The organism is Bradyrhizobium sp. AZCC 1719 (assembly GCF_036924525.1).
GTDB lineage: Bacteria > Pseudomonadota > Alphaproteobacteria > Rhizobiales > Xanthobacteraceae > Bradyrhizobium.
Genome location: NZ_JAZHRU010000001.1, coordinates 7,082,561 through 7,098,117, shown reverse-complemented (window position 1 = coordinate 7,098,117; position 15,557 = coordinate 7,082,561). Strand labels below are relative to the sequence as shown.

Sequence of the window (15,557 nt, the reverse complement as noted above, 5' to 3'; positions counted from 1 at the left end):
GAGGATGCGCATGAACAAGCTGGCTATCCGTTCTCGTGGGATGATCGTGATTTTGGGGGCCGCGTTGCTGATCGCGTCGCCGCTATCGGCGCAGGGCATTTCCGGCGATGTGGTCAAGATCGGCATCATGAACGACCAGACTGGCCCCTATTCCGACAATTGCGGGCCAGGTGCGGTTGCCGCGGCCCGGCTCGCCGTCGGCGATTTCGGCGGCGCCCTCAACGGCAAGAAGATCGAGCTCGTGACGGCTGACGACCAGAACAAGCCGGACATTGGGGTCGCCATCGCGCTGCGATGGCTCGACAACGAAGGGGTCGATGCCATCGTGGGCTGCTCGGCCTCCTCGATCGCGCTCGCCGTGCAAGACATTATGAGAAACCGGAAGAAGCCCTACCTTCTGGCAGGGACCGCGGGGTCTTTCTTCACCAACGACAAATGTTCGCCGATGACCACGCAATGGATGGTGGACACCTATGCGCAGCCGAAAGCCACGGTGAAGGCGCTGCTGGCGCAGGGCGTAGATAGCTGGTTCTTTCTCACCGTCGACTACGCCTTCGGCAAGGTATGGCAGGCCGACACGACGAACTTCATCAAGGCCGGTGGCGGCACGGTTATGGGCTCGGTGCTGCATCCGCTCAATTCCTCGGATCTCTCGTCATTCCTGCTGACGGCGCAGGCGAGCGGCGCGAAGGCGATCGCGCTCGCCAACTCCGGCGCGGACTTTGCCAATTCCATCAAGCAAGCCCGGGAGTTCGGGCTGACGCAGAAGCAACTGCTGGTCCCCTTGGGGCTGATGATCAGCCAGACCCATGGCATCGGCCTGCAAGACCTTCAAAACGTGCGTCTGACCACGCCCTTCTACTGGGACATGACGGCCGACACCCGCGCCTTTGCCAAGCGATTTTCCGAAGCGGCCAACGGGCAGATCCTGAACGAGGCAAAGGCGGCCACCTATAGCGCCGTCACGCACTACCTGAAGGCGGTGGCCGCGGCAGATACCGACGAGGGCGACGCCGTGATGCGCCGGATGAAGAGCACGCCCATCGACGATTTCGCGATGAAGAATGTGAGCATTCGCGCCGACGGGCAGGTGATGCGTCCGCTTTACGTTGCCCGCATCAAGGCGGCGGCCGAGTCGAAATACACTTTCGACTACTACGAGATCGCGGGCACGATTGCCGCCGAGGATGCGTGGCGGCCGGCGTCGGAGAGCGCTTGCGATCTCCTCAAATCGCAGTGACGCAGCGAAAGCGGGAAATTGAAGATGACAGTGATTGAAACGGAGCCGCCCGAAGCCGTCACGGCAGATAGCCTGTCCGGTGAGGCCTATCGCGTGGCGATGCGTCGCTGGCTCCGCGCCAACCTGCCTGCGGGCTTTCGCAGCGACAGCGCGGCGTTCGTGGCGCCAACACTTCAGCAGTCGATCGCATGGGAAGCCGCGATGCATCGCACGGGGCTTGCGGGCATAACCTGGCCGCAGGCCTATGGCGGGCACGGCCGGACCTTGCGCGAGCACCTGATCGCGAACCAGGAAATAGGTGCGCTCGCGATGCCGGAGAGCGTCAACTCCATCGGCAAGGAGCTCGCTGGCCCGATCATCCTCGCGGTCGGCACCGAGGAGCAGAAACGGCGTTTCCTGCCGGCGATCCTGGAGATGCGCGATATCTGGTGCCAGGGTTTTTCCGAGCCCGAGGCTGGCTCCGACCTGGCGAGCCTTCGCACGCGCGCTACGCGCAGTGGCGACAATTGGCGGATCAACGGCCAGAAGATCTGGACCAGCGGCGCGTACCGATCGCAGCGCTGCCTGGTGCTGGCGCGCACCGGGCCATTGGAGGACCGGCATCGTGGCCTCGCCATGTTCGCGGTGCGGCTGGATGCCGAAGGTGTGCGGGTGCGCACCATCAAGTCGATCGACGGGCGGGAGAGCTTCTGCGAAGTCTTCTTCGACGATGTCGAGGTGCCGCAGTCGGACGCGGTCGGTGCTCCCAACGAGGGCTGGGCAGCCGCCATCCGCGTGCTGGAGATCGAGCGGGCGACCAACCGCATGTATCGCGCTTGGCGTTTCGAGAACGAACTGCGCCATTTGATCTCGGCCTGCAAGACCGATCCGGTCCTGGCTCAACTCGTGGCCGACTCCCGCTATGCGGCCAGGATCGGTGAAGTCGTCGTCGATATCGAGGTGCTGAAGGCGCATGTCGAGACCGTCGTCGACGCTCTGGTGAGCGGCGACAGGATCGGCGCCCGCGGCAGCCTGGCGAAATTGCATTGGAGCGAGGCGCATCAGCGCTTTGCAGCACTGGCGCTGGAACTGCTCGCTCAGGCATCGATGCCGCTGCTACCGGCAGTGAAGGTCGCACGGCGGCGTTTTGAAGCGATCTATTTGCAGGCGCGCGCCGAGACGATCTACGCCGGCACAACCGAAATTCAGCTTGGCATCATCGCCGATCGAATTCTGCAACTCTCGAGAGGAAAGTAATGGCGCCGACCAGCGAAGGACTGCAGCCAGCCGATTTTGCCGTGACCGCCGAGCGCGCCGTTGCGGCTTGCTCCGGATTGGGCTTGCGGGAGCAGGCAAGCCACCTTGCCGGCGACGGACTGCTCGGCGTCGTCGCGCATGAAGACGTGGGCGGGCTCGATTTGCCGCTGGCGTTCGCCGTGCCGGTGGTCGCCGCCGCAACTTCGGGGTTGCTGGGCTTTCCGCTGCTGGAGACCATTTTGCTAGGTCAACTGCTGCGGCAACCCGTGCCGCGGCTGGCCGCGGCTATCGTTCGCGGCGAAGTGCTGGCGACGATTGCCTGGCAGGGGAGCGTCATCGCCGAGCGGGAGGCAGACACCGTCTTGCTGAACGGCTGGGTTGCCCGGGCGCCTTGCGCCACTGAGGTCGACCATGTGCTGGTGCGCATCGGCGCGGACCGCGCGGCATTGATTTCGATCGAAGCCGACGGTGTGGTTGTGGAGGAGGGGGCTGGTCTTGATCTGACGGTGCTGGAGCACGGCATGCGGCTGGAAAGCGTCGCCATTCCGGAGGAGCGTATCTTGCGCGACGGCGCCTGGGCACGCTTATGCTCGGACGCCAATGTGCTGCGCGCCGCCGCCATCCTCGGATCCGCCGGCGCCTGCCTGTCGCTCGCGCAGGAGCACGCCTCGACCCGGCGTCAGTTTGGCCGCGCCTTGTCCTACAACCAGGCGATCCGTCATGCCCTGGCCCGCCAGAAGCTCGGGCTTGAAGGCATGCGCCATGCGATCACGCGGAGCCTGGGCGAGCTGGCGGGCGCGCTCGAGCGCGACGCGGCGTTTCTCGCCGCGGCGGCATGCGGCACGTCGATCAGCGAGGGCGCGCTGCAGATACATGGTGGCATGGGCTTTACATGGGACGTGCCGGTACACCGTCACATACGCCGAATCCGCAGCCTGCAGGCGCAAGGCGATGCCAGCGGCCTCATCGCCGCGCTCGGCCGTCGCTACGTCGCGGAGATCGCGCCGGCCGCTGAAGCAGCGGCAGCACAATAGGAGAAATGGGATGACGGAGACTCATGACAAGGCGTTGGTGGGGCGCGTTGCACTCGTCACCGGCTCCGGAAACGGCATCGGGCGCGCGACAGCCCTTCAGCTTGCTTCGCGTGGCGCTGTCGTTGGCGTCAACGATCTGAGGCCGGAGTTCGTCAACGCGGTGGTGGACGCAATCCAGGCGTCCGGCGGCCATGCAGTCGCCATCCCGCAAGATGTCTCGACCCGGGAAGGCATGCGGCAGGCAGTACTTGGCCTCGCCGAACAGCAGGGACGCCTGGATATCCTCGTCAACAATGCTGCGTGGGTCCGCTACCAGTCCATCGCCGAGATTGCTCCGGAGACGGTGGAGCGCATGCTCAACATCGGCTTCAAGGCTATCATCTGGGGGATTCAGGCCGCGGCTGAGGCCATGGACGCCGAACGCGGCGGCGCGATCATCAATGTGGCCTCGGTCGCCGGGCTCATCTCGGGAAAGAACAGCGTCGTCTACAGCGGCATCAAGGCCGGTGTCATGGGCATTACACGGGCGGCGGCGGCGGAGCTTGGTGCGCGCAAGATCAGGGTGAACGCGGTTGCGCCCTCGGCCATTCCGACCGAAGGCACCATGCGAAACCGCAACGCCGAGCTCGACGCGCGCCGCATTGCACGAACGCCGCTCGGACGTCTCGGCACCGTCGACGACATCGCCAGGGCGATCTGCTTTTTGGCCGGCGACGACAGCGCCTTCATGTCGGCGCAGGTGCTGACGGTCGACGGCGGCATTACCGCCACCAACATCGTCTAGCGCAAAACGCAAGCGGCACAAGTGCATCGCGAGGATTGGGCTCTGGTCGAGCTGTTGCAGGATACTCCTCATGAATCTCACCTCCGACGAGCAGGCCCTGAAGGAAGCTTTCGTCCGCGCCCGCGGCTATTGGCGGCCATGGACGGAGGGGCTGCTGCGGCTTGATCCGGCTTTCCTTGCAACCTATGCAAGCTATGGCGGCTATCCCGCGGAAACCGGTCCGCTATCGCGCAAGATGTGCGAATTGATCTATGTCGCCTTGGATGGATCGGCGACGCATCTGTTTCGCTCGGGGCTGGCATTGCATACGCGGCTTGCACTCGAGCACGGCGCGTCGGCGCGGGAAATCATCGACGTATTGCGGCTCGCTACCGCTCAGGGGCTGGACGGCTGCAACGTCGGTGTCGGAATCCTGGTCGAGGAACTTGCGGCGGCAGGGCTCGATCCTCTCGGGGGAGATCTGTCCGGCCAGCAGCAGGCGCTGCGCGAAGCCTATGTGGCACAGTTCGGGGATTTCCCCGATTTCTGCGACCAGTGGCTGCGGCTCGATCCCGGCTATTTCGCCGTGCTGCTCGATCTCCTTGCCGGCGAGCGCGGGGCAGGCGGGCTCGATGAGCAGGCGAGTTGCCTGATTTCGATCGCCTTGAGCGGCTGCTTCACGAGTCTCAATCCGCCTGGGCTGCGCCTGCAGATCAGGCGGGCCCTGCGGCTCGGCATCGACAAGCGAGAAATCCTTCAGGTTATCCAGATGACGGCTCACCTTGGCGTCCACGCCTGTGCGGTCGGCGTGCCGGTCCTGCTGGAAGCAATCGATGACAGGGCAGGCAGCACGTCGGACCAGAGGGGACCAGAATGATGTTTGGGCTTTCAATCCGCAATCAGCGGGCCTTTGCTTCGGGCACACTGTTCCTCGGCTTTGCGATGTTCTTTTATGTCGTGGCGCTCGGCTATCCCGCGGGCACCGCGGCCCGGATGGGGCCGGGCTATTTTCCCCGTCTGCTCGCGATCGTGCTCGCCGCCATCGGACTTGCCGTGATGTTGGGCGCGATGAAGTCGACGGCCGAATGCCAGCCTTTGCGCCAGTGGGACTGGAAGGGCCTCGCATGGGTGACCGGTTCCGTGGCCCTGTTCGCGCTTCTTCTCTTTCCGGCCGGTCTGATTGGCGCGCTGTTCGTTCTGATCATGGTGTCGAGCAAGGCCAGTGCCGAATTCACCTGGAAAGGCGCGCTGGCCAATGCGGCCGTACTGATCGCGCTGTGTCTGCTCGTGTTCGTCTACGGCCTGGGGCTGCGGCTTCCGGTCTGGCCGTCGATCTTCAACTGATGGAGCCGTCGCATGGATCTGTTTCACAATCTGGCGACAGGTTTCTCTACCGCGGCCCAACCGGCCAATCTGCTCTATGCCTTCTTCGGTTGCCTGTTGGGGACCTTGATCGGCGTGCTTCCCGGCCTCGGCCCGCTTGCGACTATCGCTATGCTGCTGCCGATCACCTATGCGCTGCCGCCGGAATCGGCGCTGATCATGCTCGCCGGCATCTATTACGGCGCGCAGTATGGCGGCTCGACCACCGCCATCGTGGTCAACCTGCCGGGCGAGTCGTCTTCCGTCGTGACCACGATCGACGGCCATCAGATGGCGAAACAGGGCCGGGCCGGCGTGGCGCTGGCCACCGCCGCCATCGGTTCGTTCTTCGCGGGCTGCGTGGCGACGTTGGCGCTGGCGGCTCTGGCCGGGCCGCTTGCGGCGACAGCATTGCTGTTCGGGCCGAAGGAATTCTTTGCGCTGATGATCCTCGGGCTGATTCTCGCCTCGGTGTTGTCGAGCGGTCCGTTCCTCGAAGGCATCGGCATGGTCGTGCTGGGCATGCTATTGAGCCTCGTCGGCACCGATCTCAGCAGTGGCACGCAGCGCTTCGCCTTCGGCATTCCGCAACTGTTCGACGGACTTGATTTCGTACCACTCGCGATGGGTATTTTCGGCTTTGCCGAGATCGTCAAGAACCTTGAACAGGACGGCAAGCTCTCGCTGGTCACCCAGAAGATCGCCAATCTGTTTCCGACGCGCGACGATTTCCGTCGCATGATTCCCGCGATGCTGCGCGGTACCGCGCTAGGCACACTGCTCGGCGTGCTGCCGGGTGGCGGCGCGGTACTGTCCTCGTTTGCTTCCTACACGCTGGAAAAGAAGCTGTCGAAGCATCCGGAGCAGTTCGGCAAGGGGGCGATTGAAGGCGTCGCCGGCCCGGAGTCGGCCAACAATGCCGGCGCCCAGACCTCGTTCATTCCGCTGCTGACGCTCGGCGTTCCCTCCAACGTCGTCATGGCGCTGATCGTGGGGGCCATGAACATCCACAATATCCAGCCCGGCCCGGAGGTTATGACGAAGAACCCCACCTTGTTCTGGGGCTTGATCGTCTCGATGTGGCTCGGAAATCTGATGCTGCTGATCCTGAACCTTCCGCTGGTTGGATTGTGGGTGAAGCTTCTCACCATTCCCTATCGCTATCTGTTTCCGGCGATCATGGTGTTCTGCTCGATCGGCGTCTACTCGATCAACAGCGGCACCTTCGAGGTCTATGAAGCGGCCGTGTTCTGCGTGTTCGGCTACGCGCTGATCAAGCTGCAACTGCCGGCGGCGCCGCTCCTGCTCGGGTTGGTGCTGGGGCCCGCGATCGAGGAAAACTTCCGCCGCGCCATGGTGCTCTCGCGCGGCGACGTCTCCGTGCTGTTCACCTCGCCATTGTCGGCGAGCTTGCTCGCCGCGGCCGCCATAGCCGTCGTCCTGATCATGCTACCCACCATCCGCACGCGGCGTCAGGAAGCCTTGCAGGAATGAGCAGGCAGCCTCGCTATGAGGACGTTCGGGTCAGACCGCGCGGCTATGCGTCGCTGCGGAATGGGCAAGATGGGCATCGAACGCCGACGCGACGCTCCGAACCAGGAATTCTGCACCGTCGCTGATCGAAAGCCGATCATCGACCATCGTCACGGCGCCGTCGGCGATGAGGCTCTCGATCCGTGATCGGTCGACGATTGCGGATCGAAGGTCGCGGCCATGCAACCGCGATACCCGGGGCAGATCGACGGCAAGATCGCACATGATGCGCTCGATGATATCAGCACGGAAGCGATCTTCATCGGTGAACACGTATCCCTTGGCGGTGGCGAGCCGATTTTCGGCGATGCGCGTGAGATAGTCGCGCGTCGGAACGACATTCTGCACGAATCCTTGCGGCATGCGGCCAATCGCGCTGGCGCCGAGACCGATGAGCGTGTCGGCGGAATCGTCGGTATAGCCCTGGAAGTTGCGCCTCAGCCTGCCGTCCTGCCTCGCGATGGCGAGACTGTCGCCGGGAAGCGCGAAGTGATCGAGGCCGATGCGGACGTAACCTGCGTCCAGCAAGGCTTCCGCGATCGTTTCAGACTGGAGGTGCCGCTCGATGCTGTCGGGCAAGGAGTCCTCCGCGATCTTGCGCTGATGCTTCTTGAACGACGGAATATGGGCGTAGCCGAACACTGAAAAGCGGTCCGGCCGAAGTTCGACGCATCTGGCGACGGTGTCGAGGCACGAGTCCACCGTTTGTAGCGGCAACCCGTAGAGCAGGTCGAAATTGATCCGACGGACGCCTACCCGGCGCAGGCGTTCGACGGAAGTTGCGGTTTGTTCGAAGCTCTGCAGCCGGTTGATGGCGCGTTGGACCGCGGGATCGAAGCTCTGGACGCCCAGGCTCGCGCGATTGACGCCGCAGTAGCCGAGCGCTTCCGTCATCGGTTCCGTCAGCGTACGCGGGTCGATTTCCACGGCGATTTCGGCGTCGGGAAGCACGAAAAACGAATAGCGTAGCGCGCCGACGAGGTCCACGAACGCCTCGGGCGACATGATCGTCGGCGTACCGCCACCGAAGTGAACATGCGAGATCGGCAATCTCTGGCCGATCGTCTCGGCGACAAGGTCCGCTTCAGTGCGCAGACCGGCTACATAGGTCACGATCGGATCGTCACGCTTCGTGACTGAGGTGTGGCATCCGCAGTACCAGCACATCGATCGGCAGAACGGCACGTGCAGGTAGATCGAGGCCGGTTGCCGGACGGGCACCGACTTCAGCCATTTCCGATAGTCTTCCTCGCCAATTCCCGGCGAGAAATGTGGGGCTGTGGGATAGCTGGTGTAGCGCGGCAGCCTGTCCTGCCCGTAGGATTGCGCCAAGTCCGATCGCATCTTCTCTTCTCCTTCCGCCTGCGGATCAATTACCGGACTCGTGGTGGAAGGACTTTGTGCTAGCTCAAGCCGCAGCCGATCGGCGGATGGCTATGTTCGTCGCAGCAGCTTTGCGACACCGCGGACGGCAGTCGCAGCGACCGACTGGGAGGGTTCGACGACGAGCCTGAAGCCGAGATTGGTCGGCGGAACGCCGGCGGCGCAGCCGCCGGACCTGGGGTCGCGGATGAAGTCGGTCATGTAGGAGCGATGGGCTCCCTGCACGACGCGTACGCCGCAATTGGTGTTGGTGATCCGCTCGCGTTCACCCTCGAGCGAAACGCGGACGAAGCAGCTATTCGTCCACTCCCAGACATTGCCGGCGAGATCATCCAGTCCGTTGCTGTTGGTGCCGAACGTGCCTCCCGGCTGCGCGGCCGTTGCGGCCGGCCGGTCGCGGGCGGATTCGGTTTCGTAGCGGGCGATCCAGGCCTGTGCGGGATCGCTGGGATCGACCAGCGGCATCGCTTCGTCGCGTGCCTTCTCGGCGGCGGCGAATGTCCACTCCTCGTCGGTCGGCAGGCGATGGATGATACCGGTCTTGCGCGACAGCCATACGGCATAGGCCGAGGCATCGTGCCAACTGACGCCGACGACGGGAACGTTCTGCGCGCCTGCGGAAGCGCCGATACGCGGACAGGCGCCTTCGTCGACACAACGCGCGTATTCGGCGACCGTGACCTGCCGTTTCATCACGACGAGATCGGCGGGAAGGCGGTGTCCGCGCAGCGGTCCTTCGACCGGCCGGCCGTTCCGCGAGAAATCGCCGGCGGCGCGGTAGCTGAAGGAAGTGGATGCCAGGCGCAGGACTCCGTCCGTGTCGGACTGAGGCGTGGGCGCGAACGCGGTTGCCAGGATCGGCGCGGCCAACGCGCCTGCGAGCATTGCCACCTTCACTTTCATCACAATGATCATGACGTCGTCTCCTCGTGCGACGGCCCGCGGCGGGAACCGCGGGCCGTCGTTTCGGCTCCACCTAGCGGGTGACGGCCACCGGGTCGGCGGCACCGACCTTGTCAGGCGGAATCGGGCCGGGAGGGGTGACCTGCTTCATGAGGTCCTCGTTCCACTTGCCTTCCACCTTGATGTGGGCCGTGGCGCCGAGCTCGACGGCCTCGATCAGGTTGTGGTTGACGTAGGCGTAGACACCGGGTTCGCGGAAGGTGTAGAGCGCCGCGCCGGCCGAGCCGCCGCGAATGAACCAGGTCTCGAGATCCTTCTGCGGCGGGTTGTTGAACTTGCCGGCTTCCCAGACGTAGTCGCCATGCCCGCCGATCAGGTGAGGACGGGTATCGCGGTTGGCCTGCGAATGCACGAGCATGACGGTCTCGCCGACCTTGGCGGTGAGCGCGTTCTTGCCGGTGAGCGATCCGACACTTCCGTTGAACACCACGTGGCTCGGGATCAGCTTGCGCATGACCTCCATCGTGTCGCCATAGGATTCGCCGATGGTCTCATAGGTCTTGTATTTGCCGTTCGCATCCTTCGGCACATACAGCTCGTTCTCGCCGATGTAGAAGATCTTGTCGTAGCGTAGCGCCTTGCCGTCGGCATCCTTCAGGCCGTCGCGCGGCAGCACCATCACCGTGCCGTGCATGCCGGCGACGACGTGCCAGGGGATCATGCCTTCCGGCGCGCAGTGATAGACGAAGACGCCGGGCCGGGTTGCCTTCCAGCGCAGCACAACCTGCTCGCCGGGATTCACATGAGTCAGTGCGCCGCCACCCAACGCACCGGTTGCCGAGTGCAGGTCGATATTGTGTGGCATGCTGTTGGTTGCGGGGTTGACCAGCGTGAGCTCCATGTAGTCGCCCTCGTGGAGCACCATCATCGGTCCCGGCATCGATCCGTCGAACGTCATCGCATGGAATTTCGTGCCGGCAGGATCGATCACGACTTCCTTCTCGCGGATCGTCAGCTTGAACTCGACGATCTTCGGTCCCGTCTTGGTCGCCTGTTCATGGGCGTGGACGAAGGGCGGAGCCACCAGCTCGACCTTCTTGCGCGGCAGCTTCAGATCGTCTGCCGGTCCTGCCACGGCTGGTGCGGTCATCATCAGCGCCGCGATAGCGGCACCCATTAAAGCAGTCCTTCTCGTCAGCATGATGCTCTCCATCGCTTCGTGCGTTCCAATTCGACGCGTGCATCATTAGCGAGGTGGCGGCGAGACTCTTTGCGCTGGAACAAGGAAAGACGTTTTCTTGAGCGAGGAAGGGGACTGTTCGGGAATTTGCGCGCGAACAAAGAGGACTAGGTAACCGCCAGGTTAAGGTCGTTGCATGAAGAATCATGCAGTACCGACGGTGGATCTGATGGTTGACGACGTGATGCGTCGTTGGCCATCGACGATACGCGTCTTCCTCGAGTTCAGGATGCGGTGTGTCGGCTGTCCAATCGCCACCTTCCACTCGGTCGATGAAGCATGCGATGAACACAGCGTCGACGCGGCGGCGTTCCTGTCGAAGCTTCAGGATATGGCGAAAGCGGCCTAGGGGGCGGGCTTACGCACCTTGGCGGCTTCATCGCCTTCGGCGAGGCCGTGCAGCCTGTGCGCATCGCGCAAAACAATTCGCTGCCTGCCGCCCTCGACCAGTCCCTGCTGCTCCCACGCGCTGAGAATCCGGCTGACGGTATGCAATGTCGTCCCCGTCATCTCGGCGACGTCCTGCCGGCTGATGGGGAAGTCGATCTCGACGCCGGCATCGACTTTCCTTCCGGCCTGCTTGGCCAGGCGCAGCAGCGCATGCGCGACGCGCTGCTCGACCTGCTCGTTCGACATCTCCATGACGCGGGCCTGGGTATCCTGGAGGCGGCTGCCGACGGTCTGCAACGCACTGGAGGCCAGGCTCGGATATCTGGCGATCAGGCGATTCCAGGAAGACGACGGCCAGGCGAGCGCAATGCTGTCGACAGCGGCGACGGCGGTCGCCGGATAGCGCGTGAGATTCATGGCCTGTGCGACGCCGAAGAGCTCGCCAGCGGAGACGTAGCGGACGACGGACTGCTGCCCCTGTGGCGTGGTCTTTTCGACGCGCAGATGCCCGTGAAGCAGGAGGTAGAAGCGATCCGCTTCCGCACCCTGATCGAAAACTGCGGTTCCCTTCGGGTATCGAATCGAACGCGCTTCCCGCAACAGTTCTTCCTGTTCGGCGGGGGCAAGGCCAGCGAACATCGGCAGGTTCGCGACCAGTGAGCGGTCGACTGAGGCCATCGATATCCTCGTTCCAATATGCCGCGGACGGTATCCGCGGACGAAGCAGGCCTCAACGGCCTGCCAAGCTCTTAGCGCAGGATTCGGCCCGGAGATTGCGCTGGCGCAATATCGGCAGGACCGAACGGCGGTATCCGGTACGTGGGAGCCCGGGAGACCCGGGTGCAAGTCCATGAAATCGGAAAGAGACGGAACACATGAAAAAGATTGCGATATTGGCCGCGGCTGCGGGGGTTCTACTCCTGACCGGAGGCGCCCGGGCGGCGGAGGTTGAAGTCAAGCTCCTCAACAAGGGAACCGACGGCGCAGTGATGGTATTCGAGCCGGCCTTCGTGAAGATTGCACCCGGCGACACCGTCAAGTTCGTGTCCACGGACAAGGGCCACAACGCGGAGTCCATCAAGGGCATGCTCCCGGAGGGCGCAGCGCCGTTCGTCGGCAAGAACAATGAGGACATCGCCGTCAAGTTCGAGCAGGAAGGGGTCTACGGGATCAAGTGTCTGCCTCACTACGGCATGGGAATGGTTGCGTTGATCGTGGTCGGAAAGCCCGGCAACGTCGATCAGGCCAAGGCCGTTCCGCAGGTCGGAAAGGCAAAGCAGATCTTTGCGAAGCTGTTCGACACGCTGGAGGCCAGCAAGACCGCATCCAGATAGCGGTCACCTAACGCCAGCTTCTCCAATGGGTCGGATGGATCAGCAGCGGCTCATCCATCCAGACATTGTACCAGATGCCGGACTTGCGTCGGCATGGGAAGCGCAGCGCCTCGATCCCAGCCGTGTAGATGTGGCCGAGTTCGAGGTCGCAATCGTCAGGGGCAAGCGCGATCGGAAGCCAGACTTCGCGCGGGGTAGCGCTGCTCATTGGCGATTGTTCTGTCGCCAAACGCGAAAGGCGCATTGATCTAGCGCAAGATCGGCCTACTGAGGGGACCTTTCTTCGGCCGAGCAGCAGGAACAGCAACTGGCTTTGGTCTCGGTGAAAACCGGGGCTTTGGTTTCGCCCTCGATTTTCCGGAGAAGATCGCCGGCGATGGCCTCGAAAAGCTTGCGCACGATAGCGGCATCGCTTCGGTCTCGTCCTCTCAATCGCTCGAAAATCCGCATCGCGTCCTCCGTTGATGGTGGAACCGACAATGCAGATCGAGGACCGCGCGATCTTTGTCTGAGATCAAACATCCAGACGAACGACGCTGCAATTTGTGCCCCGACAAAGAGCCTCGATCGGAACGGCTTATGATCGCAAGCAATTAACGGAAATCGCTCATGACGACGATGCAGAAATTGAGGGCCTATCAGGGGCCGGCGCTGTTCTCCTACGGCTTCCGGCCGTTCTTTCTGTTCGGCGCCATTTATGCCGGTGCGATGGTTCCGCTGTGGCTCGTGGTGTTCGCCGGCCATGTCTCGCTGCCGATCGCGTTGGCGCCGCGAGACTGGCATGTCCATGAGATGCTGTTCGGCTATGTCGGCGCTGTCATCGCCGGCTTTCTTCTGACGGCGGTGCCGAACTGGACGGGCCGCCTTCCGATCCAGGGGGCTCCGCTCGCGATTCTGTTCGCCGCCTGGCTTGCCGGAAGGCTGGCTGTGACATTCTCCGGGATCATCGGCTGGGAAATCGCACTGGTGATTGATGCCGCCTTTCTGCTGTTGCTCGCTGCCGCAGCCGCCCGCGAGATCATCGCCGGACGCAAGTGGAACAATCTGAAAGTGGTCGGCATCATCTCGCTGCTGGCCGTCACCAACATCGCGTTTCATGTCGAGGCGCATTTCGATGGTCTGGCGGATTATTCCACGCGACTTGGCGTCGGCCTCGTCGTCACGCTGGTCTGCGTAATCGGAGGTCGGATCGTCCCGAGTTTCACGCGCAACTGGCTGGCGCGCCGCAAGCCCGGAAGGCTGCCCATCCCCTTTAACCGCTTCGATGCGATCACGATGGTCGCGGGCGTCTGCGCCATGATCGCGTGGGTGGTGACTCCCTCGGGCCGCTTCGTCGCAGGCGCACTCGGCGTCGCCGGTCTGCTCCACATCATCCGCCTGGCTCGCTGGGCCGGCGATCGGACCGTGTCGGACCGTCTCGTGCTGATCCTTCATGTGGCTTACGCATTCGTGCCGGCCGGTTTCCTGCTGGCGGCGCTATCTGCAGTGGACCTTGTCGCTCCCAGCGCCGGAATCCACGCCTGGACCGGAGGCGCGATCGGTTCGATGACGATCGCCGTAATGACCCGCGCCTCACTCGGCCACACCGGGCAGGCGCTTTCGGCCTCCATTGCCACCCAGCTCGTCTACGCTTCAATCGTCGTCGCCGCGCTGGCGCGGGTATGTGCGGCTCTCGAGCCGGCTCATTCGATCCCGCTGCTGACGATCGCGGGTGTCGCGTGGGCGGGGGCGTTTCTGGGTTTCGCGCTCGCTTACGCGCCGCTTCTGTGCAGCGCACGCAAGTTCTAAGGGAGCACGATGATCGGCGCGAGCATATCACGATGGACGATGAGCTACTTCGCGGCGGCGCTCGCGTGGTTGTTCGTCGCGCTGGCGCTGATGGTCGCAGGCCTCGGCTTTCCGGCGGTGCATCTTGCATCGCCCGATACCCTCGTCCTGGTGCACGTGGTTTGTATCGGCTGGCTCAGCCTGGCGATGTGCGGCGCGCTATTCCAGTTCGTGCCGGTGCTCGTCGCAAGGCCGCTGTTTTCCGAGAAGTGGGCGTTGCCGGCGCTTGGCCTGTTGACCGCTGGTCTCGTCTCACTGCTCGCCGGCTTCCTGGGATTGGGCGGCCGGCTTCCTGCCTGGCTCTGGCTGCTTCCGCTCGGGGCGGTCCTGCTCGTTGGCGGATTCGGCCTGGTCGTTGTCGATCTCGGCTTGACGGCATGGCTGCGGCCGGTGGGACCCGCACGTTTCGTCCTGGTCGGGTTGGCCTCGCTCTGTGCCACGATCGCCTTCGGCGCGATGTTTGCGTTTGCGCATGCGGGGTGGGCGGGATCGATCGGGGAAACGATCCTCGCAAATGGAGTTCCGTTGCACGCGATCGGCGGCCTTGGTGGCTGGCTCACCTTGACGGCCATGGGGGTGAGCTATCGGTTGCTATCCATGTTCATGCTCTCGCCCGATGTCGACGACCGGAAGAGCAATATGACGCTGGCGGCCGGCGCGCTCGCCATCGCCGTCGCAGTGGTCGGCGGAATTGTCGCCATCTGGCTCGCTTTCGGATTGAATGTCGTGTTGTCGATCGCAGCCGTTCTCGGTCTGGCGACGGCCGCTCTGTATGGGCGCGACCTGATCGGGATCTTCAGCGGCCGCAAGCGGCGGCAGCTCGAACTCAACACCCGGATGGCGGTGCTGTCCTTCGTCAGTCTCGCGGCAGCGGCCTTCCTCGGCGTGGTGCTCGTCCTGACCGGCACTTTCGCCGCGCATGTCGGCGCATTCGCCTTTCTCGCCGTCTTCGGTTGGCTGTCCGGTCTGGTTCTCGCCAAGCTCTACAAGATCGTGGCGTTCCTGACCTGGCTCGAGGCTTACGGCCCTGTGATGGGACGGACGCCGACCCCGCGCGTTCAAGATCTTGTCGCGGAGGAGAGGGCATCGAAATGGTTCGTGATCTACTACGTGGCCGTGTGGCTCGGAACCCTGACGCTGGTGGCAGGCCAACCGTCGGCATTCCGGGCAGCAGCGGCGATGATGACGATCGGCCTCGCCGGTATCGTCCGCGAAGTGATCCGCACACGGCGCCTTGCAGACGTCGCGGGTTCGCTGCGCCTTCCGGATGGCGCCTGCACGCCGTGTCTGCTGTGTGCCAGGGCCTGAACAT

16 protein-coding genes are annotated in these 15,557 nt (G+C 63.7%); 11 read left to right on the top strand and 5 right to left on the bottom strand.

Features of this window, described 5'->3' with window-relative positions; genetic code table 11:
- The first annotated feature begins 10 nt into the window (after positions 1–10).
- The 7 genes from V1292_RS33430 (at position 11) to V1292_RS33400 (ending at position 7,129) form a co-directional block, all read left to right on the top strand.
- Positions 11–1,240: an ABC transporter substrate-binding protein gene (locus V1292_RS33430; RefSeq protein ID WP_334376825.1), complete on the top strand. Its 1,230-nt coding sequence runs from the start codon at positions 11–13 to the stop codon at positions 1,238–1,240.
- A 24-nt stretch (positions 1,241–1,264) separates the two neighbouring features.
- Positions 1,265–2,476, top strand: coding sequence for an acyl-CoA dehydrogenase (locus V1292_RS33425; RefSeq protein ID WP_334376824.1), 1,212 nt, complete (start codon positions 1,265–1,267; stop codon positions 2,474–2,476).
- Entirely contained in the window at positions 2,476–3,510 is a 1,035-nt protein-coding gene (locus tag V1292_RS33420) for an acyl-CoA dehydrogenase family protein (protein ID WP_334376823.1), read from the top strand. Before V1292_RS33425 ends, V1292_RS33420 begins: the two co-directional genes overlap by 1 nt.
- Positions 3,511–3,520: 10 nt before the next feature.
- The gene (locus V1292_RS33415; protein WP_334376822.1) at positions 3,521–4,294 is read left to right on the top strand and encodes an SDR family NAD(P)-dependent oxidoreductase; all 774 of its coding nucleotides are present in this window, start codon (positions 3,521–3,523) and stop codon (positions 4,292–4,294) included.
- Positions 4,295–4,364: 70 nt separating this feature from the next.
- Complete coding sequence (locus V1292_RS33410) at positions 4,365–5,150, top strand: carboxymuconolactone decarboxylase family protein (protein ID WP_334376821.1); 786 nt, start codon at positions 4,365–4,367, stop codon at positions 5,148–5,150.
- A complete protein-coding gene (locus tag V1292_RS33405) occupies positions 5,147–5,617 on the top strand; it encodes a tripartite tricarboxylate transporter TctB family protein (protein WP_334376820.1) in 471 nt (156 codons plus the stop codon). The genes V1292_RS33410 and V1292_RS33405 overlap by 4 nt, the downstream gene beginning before the upstream one ends.
- Positions 5,618–5,629: 12 nt before the next feature.
- Complete coding sequence (locus V1292_RS33400) at positions 5,630–7,129, top strand: tripartite tricarboxylate transporter permease (protein ID WP_334376819.1); 1,500 nt, start codon at positions 5,630–5,632, stop codon at positions 7,127–7,129.
- A gap of 30 nt (positions 7,130–7,159) precedes the next feature.
- On the opposite strand, the gene hemN is transcribed toward V1292_RS33400, so the two are convergent.
- The 3 genes from hemN to nirK form a co-directional block, all read right to left on the bottom strand.
- Entirely contained in the window at positions 7,160–8,512 is a 1,353-nt protein-coding gene (gene hemN, locus V1292_RS33395) for an oxygen-independent coproporphyrinogen III oxidase (protein WP_334376818.1), read from the bottom strand.
- 90 nt (positions 8,513–8,602) lie between these two features.
- Positions 8,603–9,466, bottom strand: coding sequence for an SUMF1/EgtB/PvdO family nonheme iron enzyme (locus V1292_RS33390; protein WP_334376817.1), 864 nt, complete (start codon positions 9,464–9,466; stop codon positions 8,603–8,605).
- A gap of 61 nt (positions 9,467–9,527) precedes the next feature.
- Positions 9,528–10,655 carry a copper-containing nitrite reductase gene (gene nirK / locus V1292_RS33385; protein WP_334376816.1) on the bottom strand — a complete coding sequence of 376 codons (1,128 nt, stop codon included), beginning with the start codon at positions 10,653–10,655 and terminating at the stop codon, positions 9,528–9,530.
- 175 nt (positions 10,656–10,830) lie between these two features.
- Between nirK and V1292_RS33380 the strand changes: the two genes are divergently transcribed.
- Positions 10,831–11,043 carry a DUF1858 domain-containing protein gene (locus tag V1292_RS33380; RefSeq protein WP_334376815.1) on the top strand — a complete coding sequence of 71 codons (213 nt, stop codon included), beginning with the start codon at positions 10,831–10,833 and terminating at the stop codon, positions 11,041–11,043.
- Here V1292_RS33380 and V1292_RS33375 read toward each other — a convergent pair.
- Positions 11,040–11,762: a Crp/Fnr family transcriptional regulator gene (locus V1292_RS33375; RefSeq protein WP_334376814.1), complete on the bottom strand. Its 723-nt coding sequence runs from the start codon at positions 11,760–11,762 to the stop codon at positions 11,040–11,042. The genes V1292_RS33380 and V1292_RS33375 overlap by 4 nt on opposite strands.
- 197 nt (positions 11,763–11,959) lie before the next feature.
- On the opposite strand from V1292_RS33375, the gene V1292_RS33370 reads away from it, so the two are divergent.
- On the top strand, positions 11,960–12,418 hold the full coding sequence (locus tag V1292_RS33370; RefSeq protein ID WP_334376813.1) for a pseudoazurin: 459 nt from the start codon (positions 11,960–11,962) through the stop codon (positions 12,416–12,418).
- A gap of 7 nt (positions 12,419–12,425) precedes the next feature.
- Here the strand turns inward: V1292_RS33370 and V1292_RS33365 are convergent, their stop codons facing one another.
- Positions 12,426–12,626: a hypothetical protein gene (locus V1292_RS33365; RefSeq protein WP_334376812.1), complete on the bottom strand. Its 201-nt coding sequence runs from the start codon at positions 12,624–12,626 to the stop codon at positions 12,426–12,428.
- A gap of 401 nt (positions 12,627–13,027) precedes the next feature.
- Here V1292_RS33365 and V1292_RS33360 point away from each other — a divergent pair, with 401 nt between their 5' ends.
- A complete protein-coding gene (locus tag V1292_RS33360; RefSeq protein ID WP_334376811.1) occupies positions 13,028–14,206 on the top strand; it encodes an NnrS family protein in 1,179 nt (392 codons plus the stop codon).
- 9 nt (positions 14,207–14,215) lie between these two features.
- Positions 14,216–15,553 (top strand): hypothetical protein, encoded by a 1,338-nt coding sequence (locus V1292_RS33355; protein ID WP_334376810.1) that lies wholly within the window; start codon positions 14,216–14,218, stop codon positions 15,551–15,553.
- Positions 15,554–15,557 lie beyond the last annotated feature (4 nt).